Source organism: Pseudomonas sp. P5_B3 (assembly GCF_056400405.1).
Map to the genome: position 1 here is coordinate 50,736 of NZ_JBFULI010000006.1, position 14,037 is coordinate 64,772.

At 58.5% G+C, this 14,037-nt stretch carries 13 protein-coding genes, 1 pseudogene and 1 riboswitch; of the genes and pseudogenes, 4 read left to right on the top strand and 10 right to left on the bottom strand.

Going from position 1 to position 14,037, the window contains the following annotated elements; genetic code table 11:
- Nucleotides 1–92: 92 nt before the first annotated feature.
- From AC1DRN_RS05790 to AC1DRN_RS05800, 3 genes are read right to left on the bottom strand one after another with little or no spacing between them, the layout of a single operon-like run.
- Entirely contained in the window at nt 93–1,013 is a 921-nt protein-coding gene (locus tag AC1DRN_RS05790; protein WP_223457259.1) for a homocysteine S-methyltransferase family protein, read from the bottom strand.
- The gene (locus AC1DRN_RS05795; protein ID WP_223457257.1) at nt 1,010–2,059 is read right to left on the bottom strand and encodes an ABC transporter substrate-binding protein; all 1,050 of its coding nucleotides are present in this window, start codon (nt 2,057–2,059) and stop codon (nt 1,010–1,012) included. Before AC1DRN_RS05795 ends, AC1DRN_RS05790 begins: the two co-directional genes overlap by 4 nt.
- Before the next feature lie 13 nt (nt 2,060–2,072).
- Entirely contained in the window at nt 2,073–4,079 is a 2,007-nt protein-coding gene (locus AC1DRN_RS05800; RefSeq protein ID WP_317851108.1) for an ATP-binding cassette domain-containing protein, read from the bottom strand.
- Nucleotides 4,080–4,415: 336 nt separating this feature from the next.
- On the opposite strand from AC1DRN_RS05800, the gene AC1DRN_RS05805 reads away from it, so the two are divergent.
- Together AC1DRN_RS05805 and AC1DRN_RS05810 are read left to right on the top strand one after the other, a co-directional pair.
- A complete protein-coding gene (locus AC1DRN_RS05805) occupies nt 4,416–4,577 on the top strand; it encodes a hypothetical protein (RefSeq protein WP_223457253.1) in 162 nt (53 codons plus the stop codon).
- A gap of 53 nt (nt 4,578–4,630) precedes the next feature.
- Nucleotides 4,631–5,221 carry a helix-turn-helix domain-containing protein gene (locus AC1DRN_RS05810; protein ID WP_223457351.1) on the top strand — a complete coding sequence of 197 codons (591 nt, stop codon included), beginning with the start codon at nt 4,631–4,633 and terminating at the stop codon, nt 5,219–5,221.
- A gap of 66 nt (nt 5,222–5,287) precedes the next feature.
- On the opposite strand, the gene AC1DRN_RS05815 is transcribed toward AC1DRN_RS05810, so the two are convergent.
- The 3 genes from AC1DRN_RS05815 to AC1DRN_RS05825 all read right to left on the bottom strand — a co-directional run bounded on the left by AC1DRN_RS05815 (nt 5,288) and on the right by AC1DRN_RS05825 (nt 7,655).
- Nucleotides 5,288–5,788 carry a hypothetical protein gene (locus AC1DRN_RS05815; RefSeq protein ID WP_223457251.1) on the bottom strand — a complete coding sequence of 167 codons (501 nt, stop codon included), beginning with the start codon at nt 5,786–5,788 and terminating at the stop codon, nt 5,288–5,290.
- A 317-nt stretch (nt 5,789–6,105) separates the two neighbouring features.
- Nucleotides 6,106–6,270 carry a hypothetical protein gene (locus AC1DRN_RS05820; RefSeq protein WP_411740683.1) on the bottom strand — a complete coding sequence of 55 codons (165 nt, stop codon included), beginning with the start codon at nt 6,268–6,270 and terminating at the stop codon, nt 6,106–6,108.
- Nucleotides 6,271–6,272: 2 nt separating this feature from the next.
- On the bottom strand, nt 6,273–7,655 hold the full coding sequence (locus AC1DRN_RS05825; RefSeq protein WP_223457249.1) for an NfeD family protein: 1,383 nt from the start codon (nt 7,653–7,655) through the stop codon (nt 6,273–6,275).
- Nucleotides 7,656–7,896: 241 nt separating this feature from the next.
- A riboswitch (Fluoride riboswitch) is annotated at nt 7,897–7,948 on the top strand.
- Nucleotides 7,949–8,252: 304 nt separating this feature from the next.
- Here AC1DRN_RS05825 and AC1DRN_RS05830 point away from each other — a divergent pair.
- Together AC1DRN_RS05830 and AC1DRN_RS05835 are read left to right on the top strand one after the other, a co-directional pair.
- Nucleotides 8,253–8,396 carry a hypothetical protein gene (locus AC1DRN_RS05830; protein WP_457265819.1) on the top strand — a complete coding sequence of 48 codons (144 nt, stop codon included), beginning with the start codon at nt 8,253–8,255 and terminating at the stop codon, nt 8,394–8,396.
- 147 nt (nt 8,397–8,543) lie between these two features.
- Nucleotides 8,544–8,674, top strand: a pseudogene (locus tag AC1DRN_RS05835) (IS110 family transposase); the annotation flags it as partial.
- Nucleotides 8,675–8,772: 98 nt separating this feature from the next.
- On the opposite strand, the gene AC1DRN_RS05840 reads toward AC1DRN_RS05835, so the two are convergent.
- The 4 genes from AC1DRN_RS05840 to AC1DRN_RS05855 form a co-directional block, all read right to left on the bottom strand.
- The gene (locus tag AC1DRN_RS05840; RefSeq protein WP_223457247.1) at nt 8,773–10,626 is read right to left on the bottom strand and encodes a polyurethane esterase; all 1,854 of its coding nucleotides are present in this window, start codon (nt 10,624–10,626) and stop codon (nt 8,773–8,775) included.
- A 105-nt stretch (nt 10,627–10,731) separates the two neighbouring features.
- Nucleotides 10,732–12,429 (bottom strand): polyurethane esterase, encoded by a 1,698-nt coding sequence (locus AC1DRN_RS05845; protein WP_223457245.1) that lies wholly within the window; start codon nt 12,427–12,429, stop codon nt 10,732–10,734.
- A gap of 23 nt (nt 12,430–12,452) precedes the next feature.
- Nucleotides 12,453–12,626, bottom strand: a complete 174-nt coding sequence (locus AC1DRN_RS05850; protein ID WP_223457243.1) for a hypothetical protein — start codon at nt 12,624–12,626, stop codon at nt 12,453–12,455.
- A gap of 42 nt (nt 12,627–12,668) precedes the next feature.
- Nucleotides 12,669–14,036, bottom strand: a complete 1,368-nt coding sequence (locus AC1DRN_RS05855; protein WP_108217684.1) for a TolC family outer membrane protein — start codon at nt 14,034–14,036, stop codon at nt 12,669–12,671.
- Nucleotide 14,037 lies beyond the last annotated feature (1 nt).

The window sequence follows — 14,037 nt, forward strand, 5'->3', positions numbered from 1 at the left end:
GCCCGGCAATGTTCTGAATGGCGCCTCAGCGCCCCAAAAACAGCCGGCACCAAAAGTCGCCTGCTCAACCTGTGTTTCCTGTTGAAGATCGCTCATGTTCCAGCGACCCCACTGTCCGCCAACAAGTGCAGGTGCAACTGCGCGATGTGCTCTGGGCCGATTCCACAGCATCCTCCAACAATACTGGCGCCAGCCGCTACCCAGGATCTGGACCAACGCAAATATGACTCGGGATCCAGATCGCTACGAATCTCCAGCAATGTACTGTTGGCTTTGGCCTCTGTGCTGACGGGAGGAAATGCGTTGGCGTAAACCCCTAGCTCAATGCTCTGGTCGAGGCTATCAAGAACATCCCGGGCTTCGGCCAGAGCCGCTGCCATGACTTCCGGCTGACTGCAATTGAACAGCACGACTCTCGCACCCAACTCGGCCGCCACGCGTACCGCCTCGCCGACTGGCTCAGTGGAACGCAGTTGCGGTGACTCATTGACCTCATCCAGAAGCGTAAACGACACCCACAACGGTTTGAGCTCGGTGCCCAGCGCCTCTGCTACCGCCCTGACTTCAGCCGTAGAACTCTGAGTTTCCGCTAACCAGACATCGACATGCGCCCGCAACCCGGCAATAAGCTCTCGATGGATCGTGACAGAACGTTGATGATCGAACAGGTCCGGCCGATAGGATCCGAGAGCCGGCGGTAACGAGCCGGCCACGGTCACCGGCTCGGCACTCTCGGACGCCGCCTGACGAGCGAGCCGCCCAGCCCGCTCAGCCAGCACTCGCCCCTGCGCGGCAAAGCGCTCTTCACCTATATGAAAAGGCACAACCGCGTAGCTGTTGGTGGTGATTATCCGGGCACCGGCATCCACGAACGCCCTATGCGCCCGAAGCACAAACCCGGGCGCCTCGATCAGTGCGAGCGCTGACCATTCAGGCTGACGAAACGGCGCCCCGATACGTTTCAGCTCGCGCCCCATACCGCCATCGAGTAAACGCAAAGAAGATTGACTCATTGGCTTGCACTCACCTTAGGCGCCGACGCGGACAGCCATTGATCAACCTTGGCGGTGTTCGCCTGAACCCACTCTTTGGCCGCGACGTCAGCCGGCAGTTTTTCCTTTTCGATCTTCAGGATCAGCTCATTGAGCTGCGCCGGGTCGATGGCGACATTCTTCAGGAACTCGGCAATTTTCGGGGCGCGTGTCTGCAAGGCTGTGGACGCCAGGACATGAACCCTGGCATCCGGGAAGGCACAGGTAATCTGACTTTTGTTCAGCCAGTCGGGATCGACCGTCGGGCTGATGAATTTCCAGCAGCCATCGACCTTGTAGAGCGGGTCACCTTTTTTGTTGTCCTGGGCGTAGCCGTCGAATGCGGGCTCTTCGAGGCGACGCAGGTCATAGGCCGAGAAGATCCAGTCCGGGGTGTAGGCATAAAACACCACGCCACGTTGCGCCTTGTAGGCCGAGGCCAGCTTGGCATAGGTCACGGAAGCTTCCGTGGACACCGACTCGAACTTATCGGCAAACCCGTAATCCTTGGCCTTGATCTGGCCAATGTAAGTCGACTCCCAGCCTGCAGGCCCCACCAGCAACTCAGCCTTGCCGCCGCCCAGTGGCTCAAACAGCTTGGCCACTTCAGGCTTTTTCAGGTCGTAGATGGATTTAACGCCGTATTTGTCCTGCAAATACCCGGGGATATAGAACCCTTGTTCGCCCGCATAAGGCTTGACGTTTGGCACCAGTGAACGGGGGCCACCCGTGACGTACTTGTTCCAGGCAGCCGACTGGTTGGGCAGCCAGATGTCGGTCAACACATCAACCGAGCCATCGCCTTTCGCGGCGGCACTGAACAGCACCGCGACATCCCCGGCCAGGTACGATACATCGCCGTCCAGTCGGGTTTTGATCACCTCTGCGAGGATGTTCTGAATGGCGATTGCACCTGTCCAGTTCTGCTCGCCAATGACGATCTTTTCCTTGGCCAACACGGTTGCCGGGAGAATCAGGGAGGCCAGCAGCGCGGCTGCGCCCACAGTGCGCGATAAGTGTGTCTTCATGATAAGTCTCACGTCAGTTGTGCAGGTGATCTTGCTTGCGCAAGCTAGATTGAATGATTCGGTCAGGGATCAGCGCGCACAGGACAATCGCCACGCCGGCGAGCACACCCTCGCCACCCTTGATATTGCGCAGTGCTGTCATCACGTCATAACCCAGTCCGCCGGCGCCGATCAGCGCGGCCACAACCACCATCGACAGGCTCATGACGATCGTCTGGTTAATTCCTAGCAACAGCGAACGGCGAGCTAGCGGCAACTGCACCTTGATCAGGGTTTGCCAAGGACTGGCGCCGTGCGCGACGGCAGCCTCGACAGCGTCCTTCGGTACTTCCTGAATACCCAACGAGGTCAAACGGATCATCGGCGCCAGCGCGAAAATCACCGTCGCGATCACGGCCGGGGTCTTGCCCACCGAGAAGAACGCCACGGCCGGAATCAGATAGACAAAGGTTGGCAGCGTCTGCATGACATCCAGCAAAGGTGTGAGCAGCCGTCGTACCAGCGGCCGCTTCGCCAGCACAATGCCGGTGGGTACACCTATGACCAGAGCAATCAGTACCGACGAACCGACCAGCGCCAGCGTTGCGATGGTTCGCTCCCAGAAGCCGAACAGGCCGATGTACAACAACGCCGCGCTGCTGGTCAGCGCCAACGCAACGCCAGCCGAACGCCAGGCCAGCAACACCAGCGCCAGCGCCGACACCGTCCAGGGCAGCCAGCCCAGCAGGTTTTCAATCCCTTCGATGACGGTGCGAACGACAACGATCACGCCGATAAATGCCCCCTCGAACGTGACCTGAGACCAGCCGATAAATTCGTCAATGCTCTGCGCTGCCAGCAGTAGCGCCTGGCGATTGGCCGGGAACTGCAGCACTGCATTCGTCGTGTCAGGCGTAATGACTCGCCAGACCACCAAGGCCTGACTGACCAGCAGTACCACCAACGGCAGAACCCAACCCGATGCGTTTCGTCGCACGGGCGCGCGGCTCAGCGAGAACGCAGTGAAGCGGCTGGCAGCGAACACGGCGACTGCCGCCAGCACCGCAAACAACGATGAACTGGCAATGCCTTGACCCAGGACGGCCAATGCCGCGAGTTCGCTGGCAAACGTAAGCCAGAACAATCCGCCCTTTGCCCGTGCCGCCAGGGCCGCCGGCCCCAGCAAAAGAGCTTGCCACCCACGCAAGCCAGGGGTAGCGGAATGCTCGCGCAGTTCACTTTCTGGAGCCTTGAAGCTAACGCTGTCCACGCTGTACAGAGGGGATCGTGTGGATGTGCAATCCCGAAAGAAGTCCGCGACTTCGGCGTCAGCGGGATGTTCGAGCAACTGTTCTGGAGTGCCCAACTGCACCAGACGGCCATGGCGCAGCACAGCTATTCGGTCTGCCAGGCGTATGGCTTCGGCCGGATCATGCGTGACTATCAAGGTGCTGATGCCGCGCTCGCGGGCCAGTGCAAGGAAATGGCTTTGCAGATCTCGGCGGATGGTTGGGTCCAGAGCACTGAAAGGCTCGTCCATCAGCAGAATTTCAGGCTCCGTCACCAAGGCCCGTGCCAGGCCGACACGTTGCTGCATGCCGCCGGAGAGCTCATGCGGATAATGCTCACCCCAACCTTCCAGCCCTACCGCCTGCAACTGCAGGGAGGCTGCCGCGTGACGAATCGACTCACGTTCGCCGCGCAACTCCAGCGCAAGCGCGACGTTATCCAGCACTGTGCGGTGAGGTAACAAACCAAAATGCTGAAACACCATACCGATGCGTCGCGACCTCAAATCACGTAAAGCCTTGTGGCTCAACCCGCTGATCGCTTGACCCTCGATCAAGACTTCACCACTCGTGGGTTCGATCAAGCGGTTGATGTGACGCAACAACGTCGACTTGCCGCTTCCAGACGTCCCCATCAAGCACAAGACCTCGCCCCGACGCACCTTCAAGCTGACATTGCTCACTGCCGGTGGTGCAGAAGAACCTTTTTTTCGCAGATAGGCTTTGGTGACGTTTCGCAGCTCAAGGACCACATCATCCTCATTGGCTTGATCGTCGGAGGGTTTCGCAAGTCGTTGAGCAGACTCGGGCCGGGCAGTCGCAAAAGAGGATTGAATGATAGTCACAGGAGCTCCCGGCACACTTTCTGAGTTCTATAAAGCTAATAGATCTTAAAAAGCACAAACAAATATCTTTTTGGAATTAGCTTAAGCTGCTCCGTTCCTTCCCCTGGGTCAGACCTCGGTCCAATTGCCTGAGCTTAAAATAACCAAAAAGAATTAATAAATACAAAAATAGTATTTATAGTTATATGACTATCCGGGTACGCTCAGTTCATCCCGTCATTTACCACCACAGGGAAGTGCCCCATGAATCCGACAGCCAACGTCATCGACTTCGTCAGCTACCGCAAACGCAAACAGGCTCAGCAACGGGCGCGGGCCATGTGGGAAATGTACGCACGCAATGCAGGTTTGCAGGCCGCTCAGTGGGTGCACGCCGCTAAAGCCAGCGAGACGCGTCACGCGTGAATGCGCAAGAACCCTCGCGCTTTCTGGCGAGCGCCGACGAGCCCGTGCTGGATTTGAACAATCTGGAACCATTGGAAGAAGACCCGATCTGCGAACGGGTCGCACAGAACTTGCAACGCCTGCGCAGCAAGCGTCATCTTTCCCTTGACGCCCTGGCCCGGCAGTGTGGTGTGAGCCGGGCGATGTTGGCGCAGATCGAGTCCGGGCGCAGCGTGCCGTCCATCAAGGTGCTGTGCAAAATCGCCAAGGGCTTGAAGGTGTCGGTGGCCGCCTTTCTGGAGCATCGGGCCTTCGAAGGGGTGGCGATGCTGTCGGCCAGCCAGAGCAAACGTCTGGTCAGTGCCAGCGGCGCCTTTGTCAGCCGCGCGCTGTTTCCGTTCGACGTGGCGCGCCAATCGGAGTTTTACGAACTGCGCCTGAGCCCGTTGGGAGAGGATCAGTCCGAAGGACATGGCCCCGGAGTGCAGGAAAACCTGGTGGTGGCTCAGGGTGTGCTGGAGATCAGCGTCAACGACAAGCGCTACCTGCTCTCCACCGGCGACTCGATCCTGTTCTATGCGGACCAGCCCCACCGCTACCGCAACCCGGCCGACAGTGAGGCGGTGGCCTATCTTGTGGTGACTTACCCCGAACGCCTGGACTGAAAAGCGGACATTAAAAAGCCCGGCAGGGTTAACCCTGCCGGGCTTTTTAACGTCTGATGCCAAGGATCAGCAGGTGCAGCACATCAGCGGCATGCCATTGCAGCTCATCATCATCGGCATGCTGCAGTCGTTCATCATTTTCATCATCAGGGCGCAGCAGCTTTTCATCATGTCCATGTTCATGCCTGCCATCGGCATGATTTTGCACATCATGCAGTCATCCATCATGGTGCATTCCATCACGCACTTCATCGATGGCATCGGCATGCCCATCATCGGCATTGGCATCATCATGTTCATCATCGGCATGGCCATGCTCGCCGGGGACATGCCCATCATGCTCATGTTGCCGCAATGCATCATCATCGGCATGCCGCAGTTCATCATCATCTGCATCATTTCGGCGCTGTTCTTGAACATCGCCATGTCCATGCCGGCGGCCGGCATCATCCTGCACATCATGCCATCGTCCATCATGTCGCAAGTCATGGTCGCCATCATCATCGGCATGCCCATCATCGGCATGTTGGTGTTCATTGGCATTGGCATCTGCACGGCGTTCATCATGGTGTTGCTCCCCGGAGGATTTGAGAGTTGGACGAAGTTGATGGCGTGGATTCTAAGGATTGGCGGATGGCCGGCAAGAGGGTGATCCAGCAGCAAAAATGGACGCCGGAGCCAGATTAATGAAGTACCAGGGGGAGTTACGACTGCTATAGCAGCCGTTTAATTGCTATTGCAGATTTCTTTAAAGCCATCACGCCGTTTCATCGGCTTTGGATATGCAACTTAAATCTTTTTACATAACTGAAAGAAATAAACGATCTAACCAGTATCGACTTGTTTTTCTCCTTCGCCGGGAGACTGACTATACGCCCCCCCTATTATGTAAAAACTCGAGAGACTTCAACGTCTCTTGCTACGCCGTAATCACCAACAGCCTGGTAATCCCCGCCCTCGCGCTCGTATTCACGCAGAATCCGCAAGGCTGAGAACACCAACACAAGGAGCAGGGTTAGCAGTGCGCCAAAACCCAATTCGACGAACATGATCAACCTCCTCGCGGTGGCGTTTCATCCAATCCAATGACCTCCAGCATCAAACCCGTGCGCGCCACCACCCGGACCTGTTGGCCCAGGTGCAGGGGCGAGCGGCTGCGCACTTGCCATTTTTCGCCCTGCAGTTGCACCCAGCCGCTCATCGGCAGATCCGGCAGCAGTCCCGTCACTGTGGCCAGGCTGCCGACCAGGCCCGCATCGCCGCTGACCAGGGCACGGCGTCGTGCCTTGAGCGCCATACCGACCAGAGTCATCAGCAACAGGGCGCTGATCAGTGCCATGCCGATGATCAGCGCCAACGGAATGCCGAAACCCGGTACATCTGTGTCAATCAAAATCACTGCGCCGACTACAAAGGCAACCACCCCACCCAAGCCGATTACACCGAAACTCGGTAGAAACGCCTCGGCGATCATGAAGGCGAGCCCTAGCAGAATCAGTCCGACCCCGGCGTAATTCACGGGCAACAGTTGCAGGGCATACAGCCCCAGCAACAGGCAGATGCCACCGAGCACTCCACCGACGGCCGACCCTGGGCTCATGAATTCGAATATCAACCCATAGACCCCGAACATGATCAGCAGCAATGCCACGCTGGGGTTGGTGATCACCGCCAGCAGTTGTGTGCGCCAATCAGGCGCATGATCGATGAGTGCAGCCCCGGCGGTACTCAGCTTCAACGTCTGACCGGCGACATTCAGGCTCTTACCGTCCAGTTGCTTGAGCAGGTCTGCCACGTCATTGGCCACATAATCGACCACCTTGAGTTTGAGCGCTTCGTCGGCCGACAAGCTGAGCGATTCACGTACCGCTTGTTCGGCCCAGTCGGCATTGCGTCCGCGCAATTGCGCAAGACCACGGATGTAAGCTGCCGCATCGTTGATCTGTTTTCGAGTCAAGGTGTCCCGTAGCTCAGGCGGAGAATTCTTGTCAGTGGTGGGTGAGCGAGGTGGTTCGGGTGCGGTACCGGGCAGGCCGCCGATCTGCACCGGCGTAGCGGCGCCCAGGTTGGTACCCGGGGTCATGGCGGCAATGTGGCTGGCATACAAAATATAGGTGCCGGCGCTGGCCGCGCGTGCGCCACTAGGGGCAACGAAACTGACCACTGGCAGGGGGCTGGCCAGAATCGCCTTGATGATCAAGCGCATCGAAGTGTCCAGCCCGCCGGGGGTGTCGAGGTTGATGACCACCAACTGTGCGCCCTCGGTCACCGCACGTATCAAGCCGCGCTCCACGTAGTCGGCGCTGGCCGGACCAATAGCATCGTTGACGGTCAGAATCACGACACTGCCCGCAGCCGACGCCGTCGTCGAAACCGTCGGTAGCCAGACCAGCATCATCACCAAGAGCAGGCGGCGCCACCAGTGACTGTTCACGGGACCCTCCCAGGAGCGGGTTCGGCAGTCTTCAACCTTCACTTAAAGCGTAGTTGAGTCAGCCGTAGGCGATACAGGCGCGGCGGTTAACGCAGGGCAAGTGCCAAAACTGTTCACCAAGATCTCATGTCACCGTACTGTGCCTCTCGGAGGGAAAATGGTGTACCAAAGCAATCTGGTCCTACGGGCTGCACTGATACGAGTGTTTGGTAGCTTGAAAGTCTTGGCGCCGCTGCTATAGGTGAAAACAGGAGATGGCATTCCTCCTTTGTGCTGATGATGCCTGCGTGAACCCTGGACAGAGCACGCGTGAAAAATCGAGAAATCACGCAAAAGTCACGCACATGAAAAAGGCCAATGCTGTGAACATTGGCCTAAGTCATTGAAAAATATGGTCGGGACGGAGTGATTCGAACACTCGACCCCTGGCACCCCATCTCCTTTTTCATACTTCTTGAAAGCTTCCAAGATTTTACTCTGGATTTTTCAAAGCCAGTATTTACTTGAGCTCCAGCGGTGTTCTGCTCTACGAGAGCCCAGGAACGTCCATCAAGAGCCGACGTTTTTGTGGAGGTAAAAGTAGGGGGAACCCATTTCATGGCCAAAATCACCATCAAAGAACTCGAGTCGCTGACCACGGAAGATGCCGGCCGAATCCTCAGGGAGGATGGCAATCTGGCCGGTCGAATCTCAGTGCGCAACGGCGGTGTATCGGTCAGCTTGTTCTATCGGTATTGGTAGGGCGAGCAGAAAAAAGAGTACGCCTGTTACTCCTGCATACCGGTCAGTTATACGGTTACGGCGAAGCGCTGAGCATCAAAGGGCGGCAACGGCCAAGAACCCGGCGCCCTTCTTGAAGCTCATGTTATGGACGAAATTCTTGATCAGCCTGACTTCAAGGCACGTTATGACGCGCTTCGGGAGCGAGGCAAGAGCGCGAAAGTCGCGCTCTTGCCTGCATGCGGGTCCTATTGATTAGACTGAATGCCATGTTGCGGGACGGCACCGAATGGCGGTGACGAGTGGCATGGTGAAGACAGTTGCTCCCACAAGGTTGGCGCATATCCTGTGGGAGTGGGCTTGCTCGCGATGAGGCCCTGCAGAAGCCGCATCACACTCAGGCGATAACGATCCCGCCGCTGGACAGACTGTCCAGCCCCACGCCAACCAGCGTCACCGAATCATTGCCAAACGTCAGCACGGTATCCTGCCCCACCACCGTGGCATGGGTCCGGAAGTCGTCGTTCGGCGTCACGCCCTGAACCCCGAGAAACACCAGTTTGTCGTTCGCCTGATACCCAACCACCCGGTCCTGGCCGAACGCGCCGCTGAACAGGAACGTATCGATCCCGCCCCCTGACTCCAGCAGGTCGTTGCCTGCCCCGCCGACAAACACGTCGTTGCCCTTGCCACCGATCAGATGATCGTTGCCGTCCAGGCCAAACAACCAATCACCAACAGCCTGTGCCTTTAGCGTATCGGCCCCTGCACCGCCCTTCACCGTTGAGGCGTACTGAGTCAGTTGATTGCCGATCGCGAGGCCATTGACGGTCACGCTGTGGCTCACGTCATCCTTGAACAGTCCCCACAGGAAACCCGGCTCTTCGGTCACGATGCTACCGATGTCGCGGGTGATGCTGATGCCGCCATTGGCGTCGCGGATGTACAGGTTGCCGGCGCCGTCATTGGCAAAATCGAAATTCTTCACCGACTGCTGCAAATCGAACACGTTATTGCCCTTGCCGCCCTGCAGGATGTTGTAGCCGCCGCTGTCTCGAAAGGTGTCGTTGCCGTCACCGCCGTCCAGATAATCATTGCCCTTGCCGCCCTGAATCAGGTCGCTGCCGTCACTGCCAATGATGAAGGTACTGCCCTTGTGGGTTTCAGCATTGCGGTTCAGGTCCTGGACCCAGGTGTTGGCGCGTGCCGGGTCCGAAAGATTGGCAACGATGATCGTCGAGTCTTTGCTGGTGAGGTCGTAGAACTTCGACTCCAGCACCCGGGTCATGCCGTCGCCGTAAGCGGTGGGCAGGTGCGAAATCCAAGTCGGGATGTTGAGGATGGAAAATGGCAGCAGGTTCCACGCCGTCGACGCGTAGTGGTCGTTGAAGCTGACGATGTTGTTGGTCGCCGAGTCTTGATGGGCATCGTGCACGCCGACCGATGCCAGGTTGAACGATGAGCCGTCGAGCGCACGGAACACCGGGTCGTTTTCATAGCCGATATTCAGCACTTTATCGGTGGTGCTTTGGGTCGGTGAGGCATAAGCGACGTAGTTCGAGTCCTTGAAGAAACCGCCCCATTTATCGTTGCTCAAATCCGCCAGGCTGTTGACTGCCAGCCCGCCGAGGCTGTGCCCGCTGACCAGCACGTCCTTGCCTGACAGGCCATTGGCGCTGGCGAACGCAGCAACGTCGCCGAACAGTTTCGCGAAGGCCTCGCCTGCGTAGTTTTTCGCATAATCCTGGGGACCCAATGCCGCCAGCAGGTCATTGATCACATCGCCGATGGAGTCGCTGATCTGGCTTTCCCGAGGGCCGCTGGTGCCGCGAAAGGCGATGCCGATTTCCGTGAGATGACCCTGTGCATCGTACTTGCCGAGGATCTCCACCTGGGCGCTGGTGTACCCGGCCTTTTCACCAAAGAAGGTTCCGCGCGCATCCGTCTTGCCGTCATAGCCCAGCTGCGTGGCGGTGATGGGGGTCCAGCCGGCCTTCTGCACCGCATCCAGCGCGGCTTTTTCGGAATCGGGGTTCCAGGGAATGCCGGGAATCACGCCTTGGGAATCAGTGCCGCCAATCAGCGCCGTGACCAGCGTTGCCGGCAAACCTGCGCCGAATCCGTTGTGCTGGTAACCGGTGGCAAAGCCGTTGTCGAGGTTGTGATAGGAATACAGCGTGATTGCCATCGCGTCGGTAAACAACGCTTTGGCGTCTGCTATGCCGAGGTTTTTGTAGTCGTATACACCCATGGGTATTGCCTCTCTCTCTTTGTTGGAATTGTCAGAGATAGCTCACGACCAGGACACCTCGATCACGAGGCGTCCCGGAGCATCCAGTGCAGTTGTTTGAACCCGTTACGCAAACACGAACCCGGAAGCCGAAAGGTTATCCAGCCCGACGCCTACCAGGGTCACGGAAAAGTCGCCAACCTTGAGCAGTGTGTCTTGACCGGCCTGTGATGCATGCTGCCGGTAGTCGTAGCCCTGCCCCGCGCCTTCCACGCCCATGAACACCAGTTTGTCGCTGCCCTGGTAGCCATTGATCGCATCGAACCCGAAGGCGCCGCTGAACAGGAACGTGTTGCTGCCGCCACCGGAATGCAGCACATCGTTGCCGGCGCCGCCGACGAAGGTCACATGGCCCTTGTCGCTGCGCAGCAAATCATCACCCCCGTTACCGAACAGCCAGTCGCCCACGACACTGGCCACCAGCGTGTTGCCCAAAGCGTCACCGTTGAGCGAATGGTTGTAGTGGGTCAATTCGCTGTCATTGAGCAGACCATTGGCAGTCACGCTGTAGGTGACTTCCTTGCTCCCCCACCACGACCCGGACTCCTTGCCCACCAGTGCGCCGATGTCCCGGGTCATGCTGATGCCGCCATACGCGTCGCGCACGAACAATGTGCCTTCGCCGTCATTGGCGATGCTGAAGTTCTGCAACGGTTTCTGCAGCTCGAAGGTGTTGACGCCCTTGCCCCCCGACAGAATGTTGAAGCCGCCGTCATCACGGAAACGGTCGTTGCCGTCCCGGCCTTCGATAAAGTCATTGCCGAGACCGCCCTTGAGCAGGTCGTCGCTGTCGGTGCCAATGATGAACGTGCTGCTGGTGTGCGGTTCACCGCTGCGTCCAAGATCCTCGACCCAAGTGGAACCTCGTGCCGACTGCGAAAGGTTGGAAACGATCAGGGTCGAATCCTTGTCGGTCAACTGGTAGAAGCGCGAGTCGATCACCCGGTTCAATCCGTCGGCGTAGCCCAGCGAGCCATGGGCTGACCAGTTCATCGGGTTGAGAATGCTGAATGGCACCAGGTTTTGCGCAGTGGATGCGTAGTGATCGTTGAAGTTGACGATGTTGTTGGTGGCCGACGCTTGATGACCGTCATGCTTGCCCAGCGAGCCACTGCTGAAGGTGGTGCTGTCGAGTACCCGAAACACCGGATCGTTCTCGTAACCGATGTTCAGCACGTTATTGCCAGTGGAGCTCTGGGTTGGCGAAGCGAATGCTACGTAACTGGCATCCTTGTAGAAGCCGCCCCAATTGTTCCCGCTCAGCTCGGCGACGCTGTTGACCCCCAGGCCACCGAGGCTGTGACCGCTGACCAGCACGTCCTCGGCACTGAGGCCATAGGCGATGGCGAACGCAGCCACTTTACCGAGCAGCGTATCGAAGGCGTTTTTTGCGTAGTGGGTTGCGTAATCCACTGGGCCAACCGCCGCCAACAGGTTGTTTTTCATATCGCCGAACGTGTCGTTGTAGCCGAGCCCGCCGGTGCCACGAAAAGCAATGCCGATACCGATCAGTTTTCCGGCGGCGTCGTACTTGCCGAGCACTTCGGCTTCGGCGCTGGTGAAACCGTCCTTCTCGCCGAAATACGTGCCCTGCGCCCCGACCTTGCCTTGATAACCCAGGGCATTGGCGCCGATCGGCGCCCAGCCATTGGCCGGAAATGACTGGCCGGTAGGTGCATAGGCATACAACGTCAGGGCGATGGCATCGGTGTACAACACCTTGCCGGCCTCGCTGCCGGCATTTTTGTAATCAAACAGTCCCATGTTGTGCTCTCTCTTCCTTCAAGTCAGAACTGCCAGGCCAGGCCCAGGCCCCAGTCGCGCTGAAACTCGGCGCTGAGCCAACTGACGGGATCGCCGAGGGTGCCGGTGTCCAGCCAGGCTGCGGCGGCCTGTTCCGAGCCTGCGCCAATCAATAGCAACAGCATGCCGACCGGGGCCGGTTTGATGCGTACGTCCATGTTGAACACTCGCTTTTTTGTTTTTGTGTAGGTTCTGCGGTGTTACCGAGTCCTCGGCCCCTGGCCAAACGCCTCGTCCACCCGAGCCAGATCCTGCTCGCTCAAGGTACCCGCGTAGTAATGCAACCTGGTCCAGGCCATCAGATAGTCGTAGCGGGTCTGGGCCAGGTCCCGGCGGGTGGTGAACAGTTGTTGTTCGGCGTTCAGCGCATCGAGGTTGACCCGCTCACCGCCCAGGATGCTTTGCTTGGTCGACACCACTAGCGCTTCAGCGGAAGTCAGGGCTTTTTGATAGGCCCGCAGCTTGCTCACCCCCGACAGGCAGGCGCTGAACTGCCGACGTAGCTCGATCAGGGTTTCCCGGGTCTTGCCGTCCAGTTCGTACTCGGCCTGTTCCATCGCACGGCTGGCCTGCCGGGTCGAAGCCGAGACCCCGCCGCCGGCATACAACGGCACATTGACTTCGATGCCGATGGTGTTGGTGTCATAACGCTGGTTGTAGGTGTTGCCGCTTTCGGATTCGTTCTGGCGCACCGTGGCGTAGGCGCTGACCTTGGGCAGGTGCCCGGCGCGGTTGCGTTCGACTTCGTAGCGCGCTACCTCCAGCGACTGACGCTGGGAGGCCAGGTTCGGGTTGTTGGCCACCGCCATCTCGTGCCAGGTGTCGTAATTGGCCGGTTGCAGGGTGAAGGTCTGAAAGTTCTGCTCCAGCGGTGCCAGATCAGCGATGTCGATAGTGGGCACGCCGACGAGCGCACCCAGCTCCCGCAAGGACGCATCCTGTTCGTTACGCGCCTCGATTTCCTCGGCAGTTGCCAGTTCATAGCGCGACTCGGCTTCGAGTATGTCGGTACGCGTGCCTTCGCCCTGGCGAAACATCTGCTCGTTCTGCTGGAACTGTTGCTCGAAGGCTTTTTTCTTGGCCTGGGCAATGTCGATCTGGTCCTGGGCGAACAAGGCCTTGGTGTAGTTTTCCAGCACCCGTACCAGCAACTCCTGGCTTTTGCCGCGAAAGTTTTCATCGGCGAACAACGCCTGCGCCACGCCCTTGCGATAAGCGGCGTAGGCCTCGTAGTCGAGCAACGGTTGTTGCAAGGTCAGGCTTGAGCCGTAACTGCTGTAGTTGCGGTCATCGGTCTGGTTTTGCCGGTGCTCGTTCAAGTAGGTGGCCTTGGAAGAGTTGCGGCCCTTGTTGTAGTTGTAACCCAGTCTCGGCAACAGCCCGGCGCGGCCGATGGCGCGGTTTTCCAGGCCGGCGTCGCGCTCCTTGATCGCGCCGAGGAATACCGGGTCGTTGCGCAACGCCTGTTCGTAAATCTCGAACGGCCCCATGGCCGCTACTGCCGGGTTGCCCGCCAGCAGCAGGAGTGCCGCCCCAAGCATGGAAAGCTTATTCATACAACCGAACATC

Coding starts and splice junctions, on each gene's coding strand:
- AC1DRN_RS05790 (WP_223457259.1), bottom strand. CDS start 1,013: ATGAGTCAATCTTCTTTGCGTTTACTCGATGGCGGTATGGGGCGCGAG.
- AC1DRN_RS05795 (WP_223457257.1), bottom strand. CDS start 2,059: ATGAAGACACACTTATCGCGCACTGTGGGCGCAGCCGCGCTGCTGGCC.
- AC1DRN_RS05805 (WP_223457253.1), top strand. CDS start 4,416: ATGAATCCGACAGCCAACGTCATCGACTTCGTCAGCTACCGCAAACGC.
- AC1DRN_RS05815 (WP_223457251.1), bottom strand. CDS start 5,788: ATGATGAACGCCGTGCAGATGCCAATGCCAATGAACACCAACATGCCG.
- AC1DRN_RS05820 (WP_411740683.1), bottom strand. CDS start 6,270: ATGTTCGTCGAATTGGGTTTTGGCGCACTGCTAACCCTGCTCCTTGTG.
- AC1DRN_RS05830 (WP_457265819.1), top strand. CDS start 8,253: ATGGCCAAAATCACCATCAAAGAACTCGAGTCGCTGACCACGGAAGAT.
- AC1DRN_RS05840 (WP_223457247.1), bottom strand. CDS start 10,626: ATGGGTGTATACGACTACAAAAACCTCGGCATAGCAGACGCCAAAGCG.
- AC1DRN_RS05845 (WP_223457245.1), bottom strand. CDS start 12,429: ATGGGACTGTTTGATTACAAAAATGCCGGCAGCGAGGCCGGCAAGGTG.
- AC1DRN_RS05850 (WP_223457243.1), bottom strand. CDS start 12,626: ATGGACGTACGCATCAAACCGGCCCCGGTCGGCATGCTGTTGCTATTG.
- AC1DRN_RS05855 (WP_108217684.1), bottom strand. CDS start 14,036: ATGTTCGGTTGTATGAATAAGCTTTCCATGCTTGGGGCGGCACTCCTG.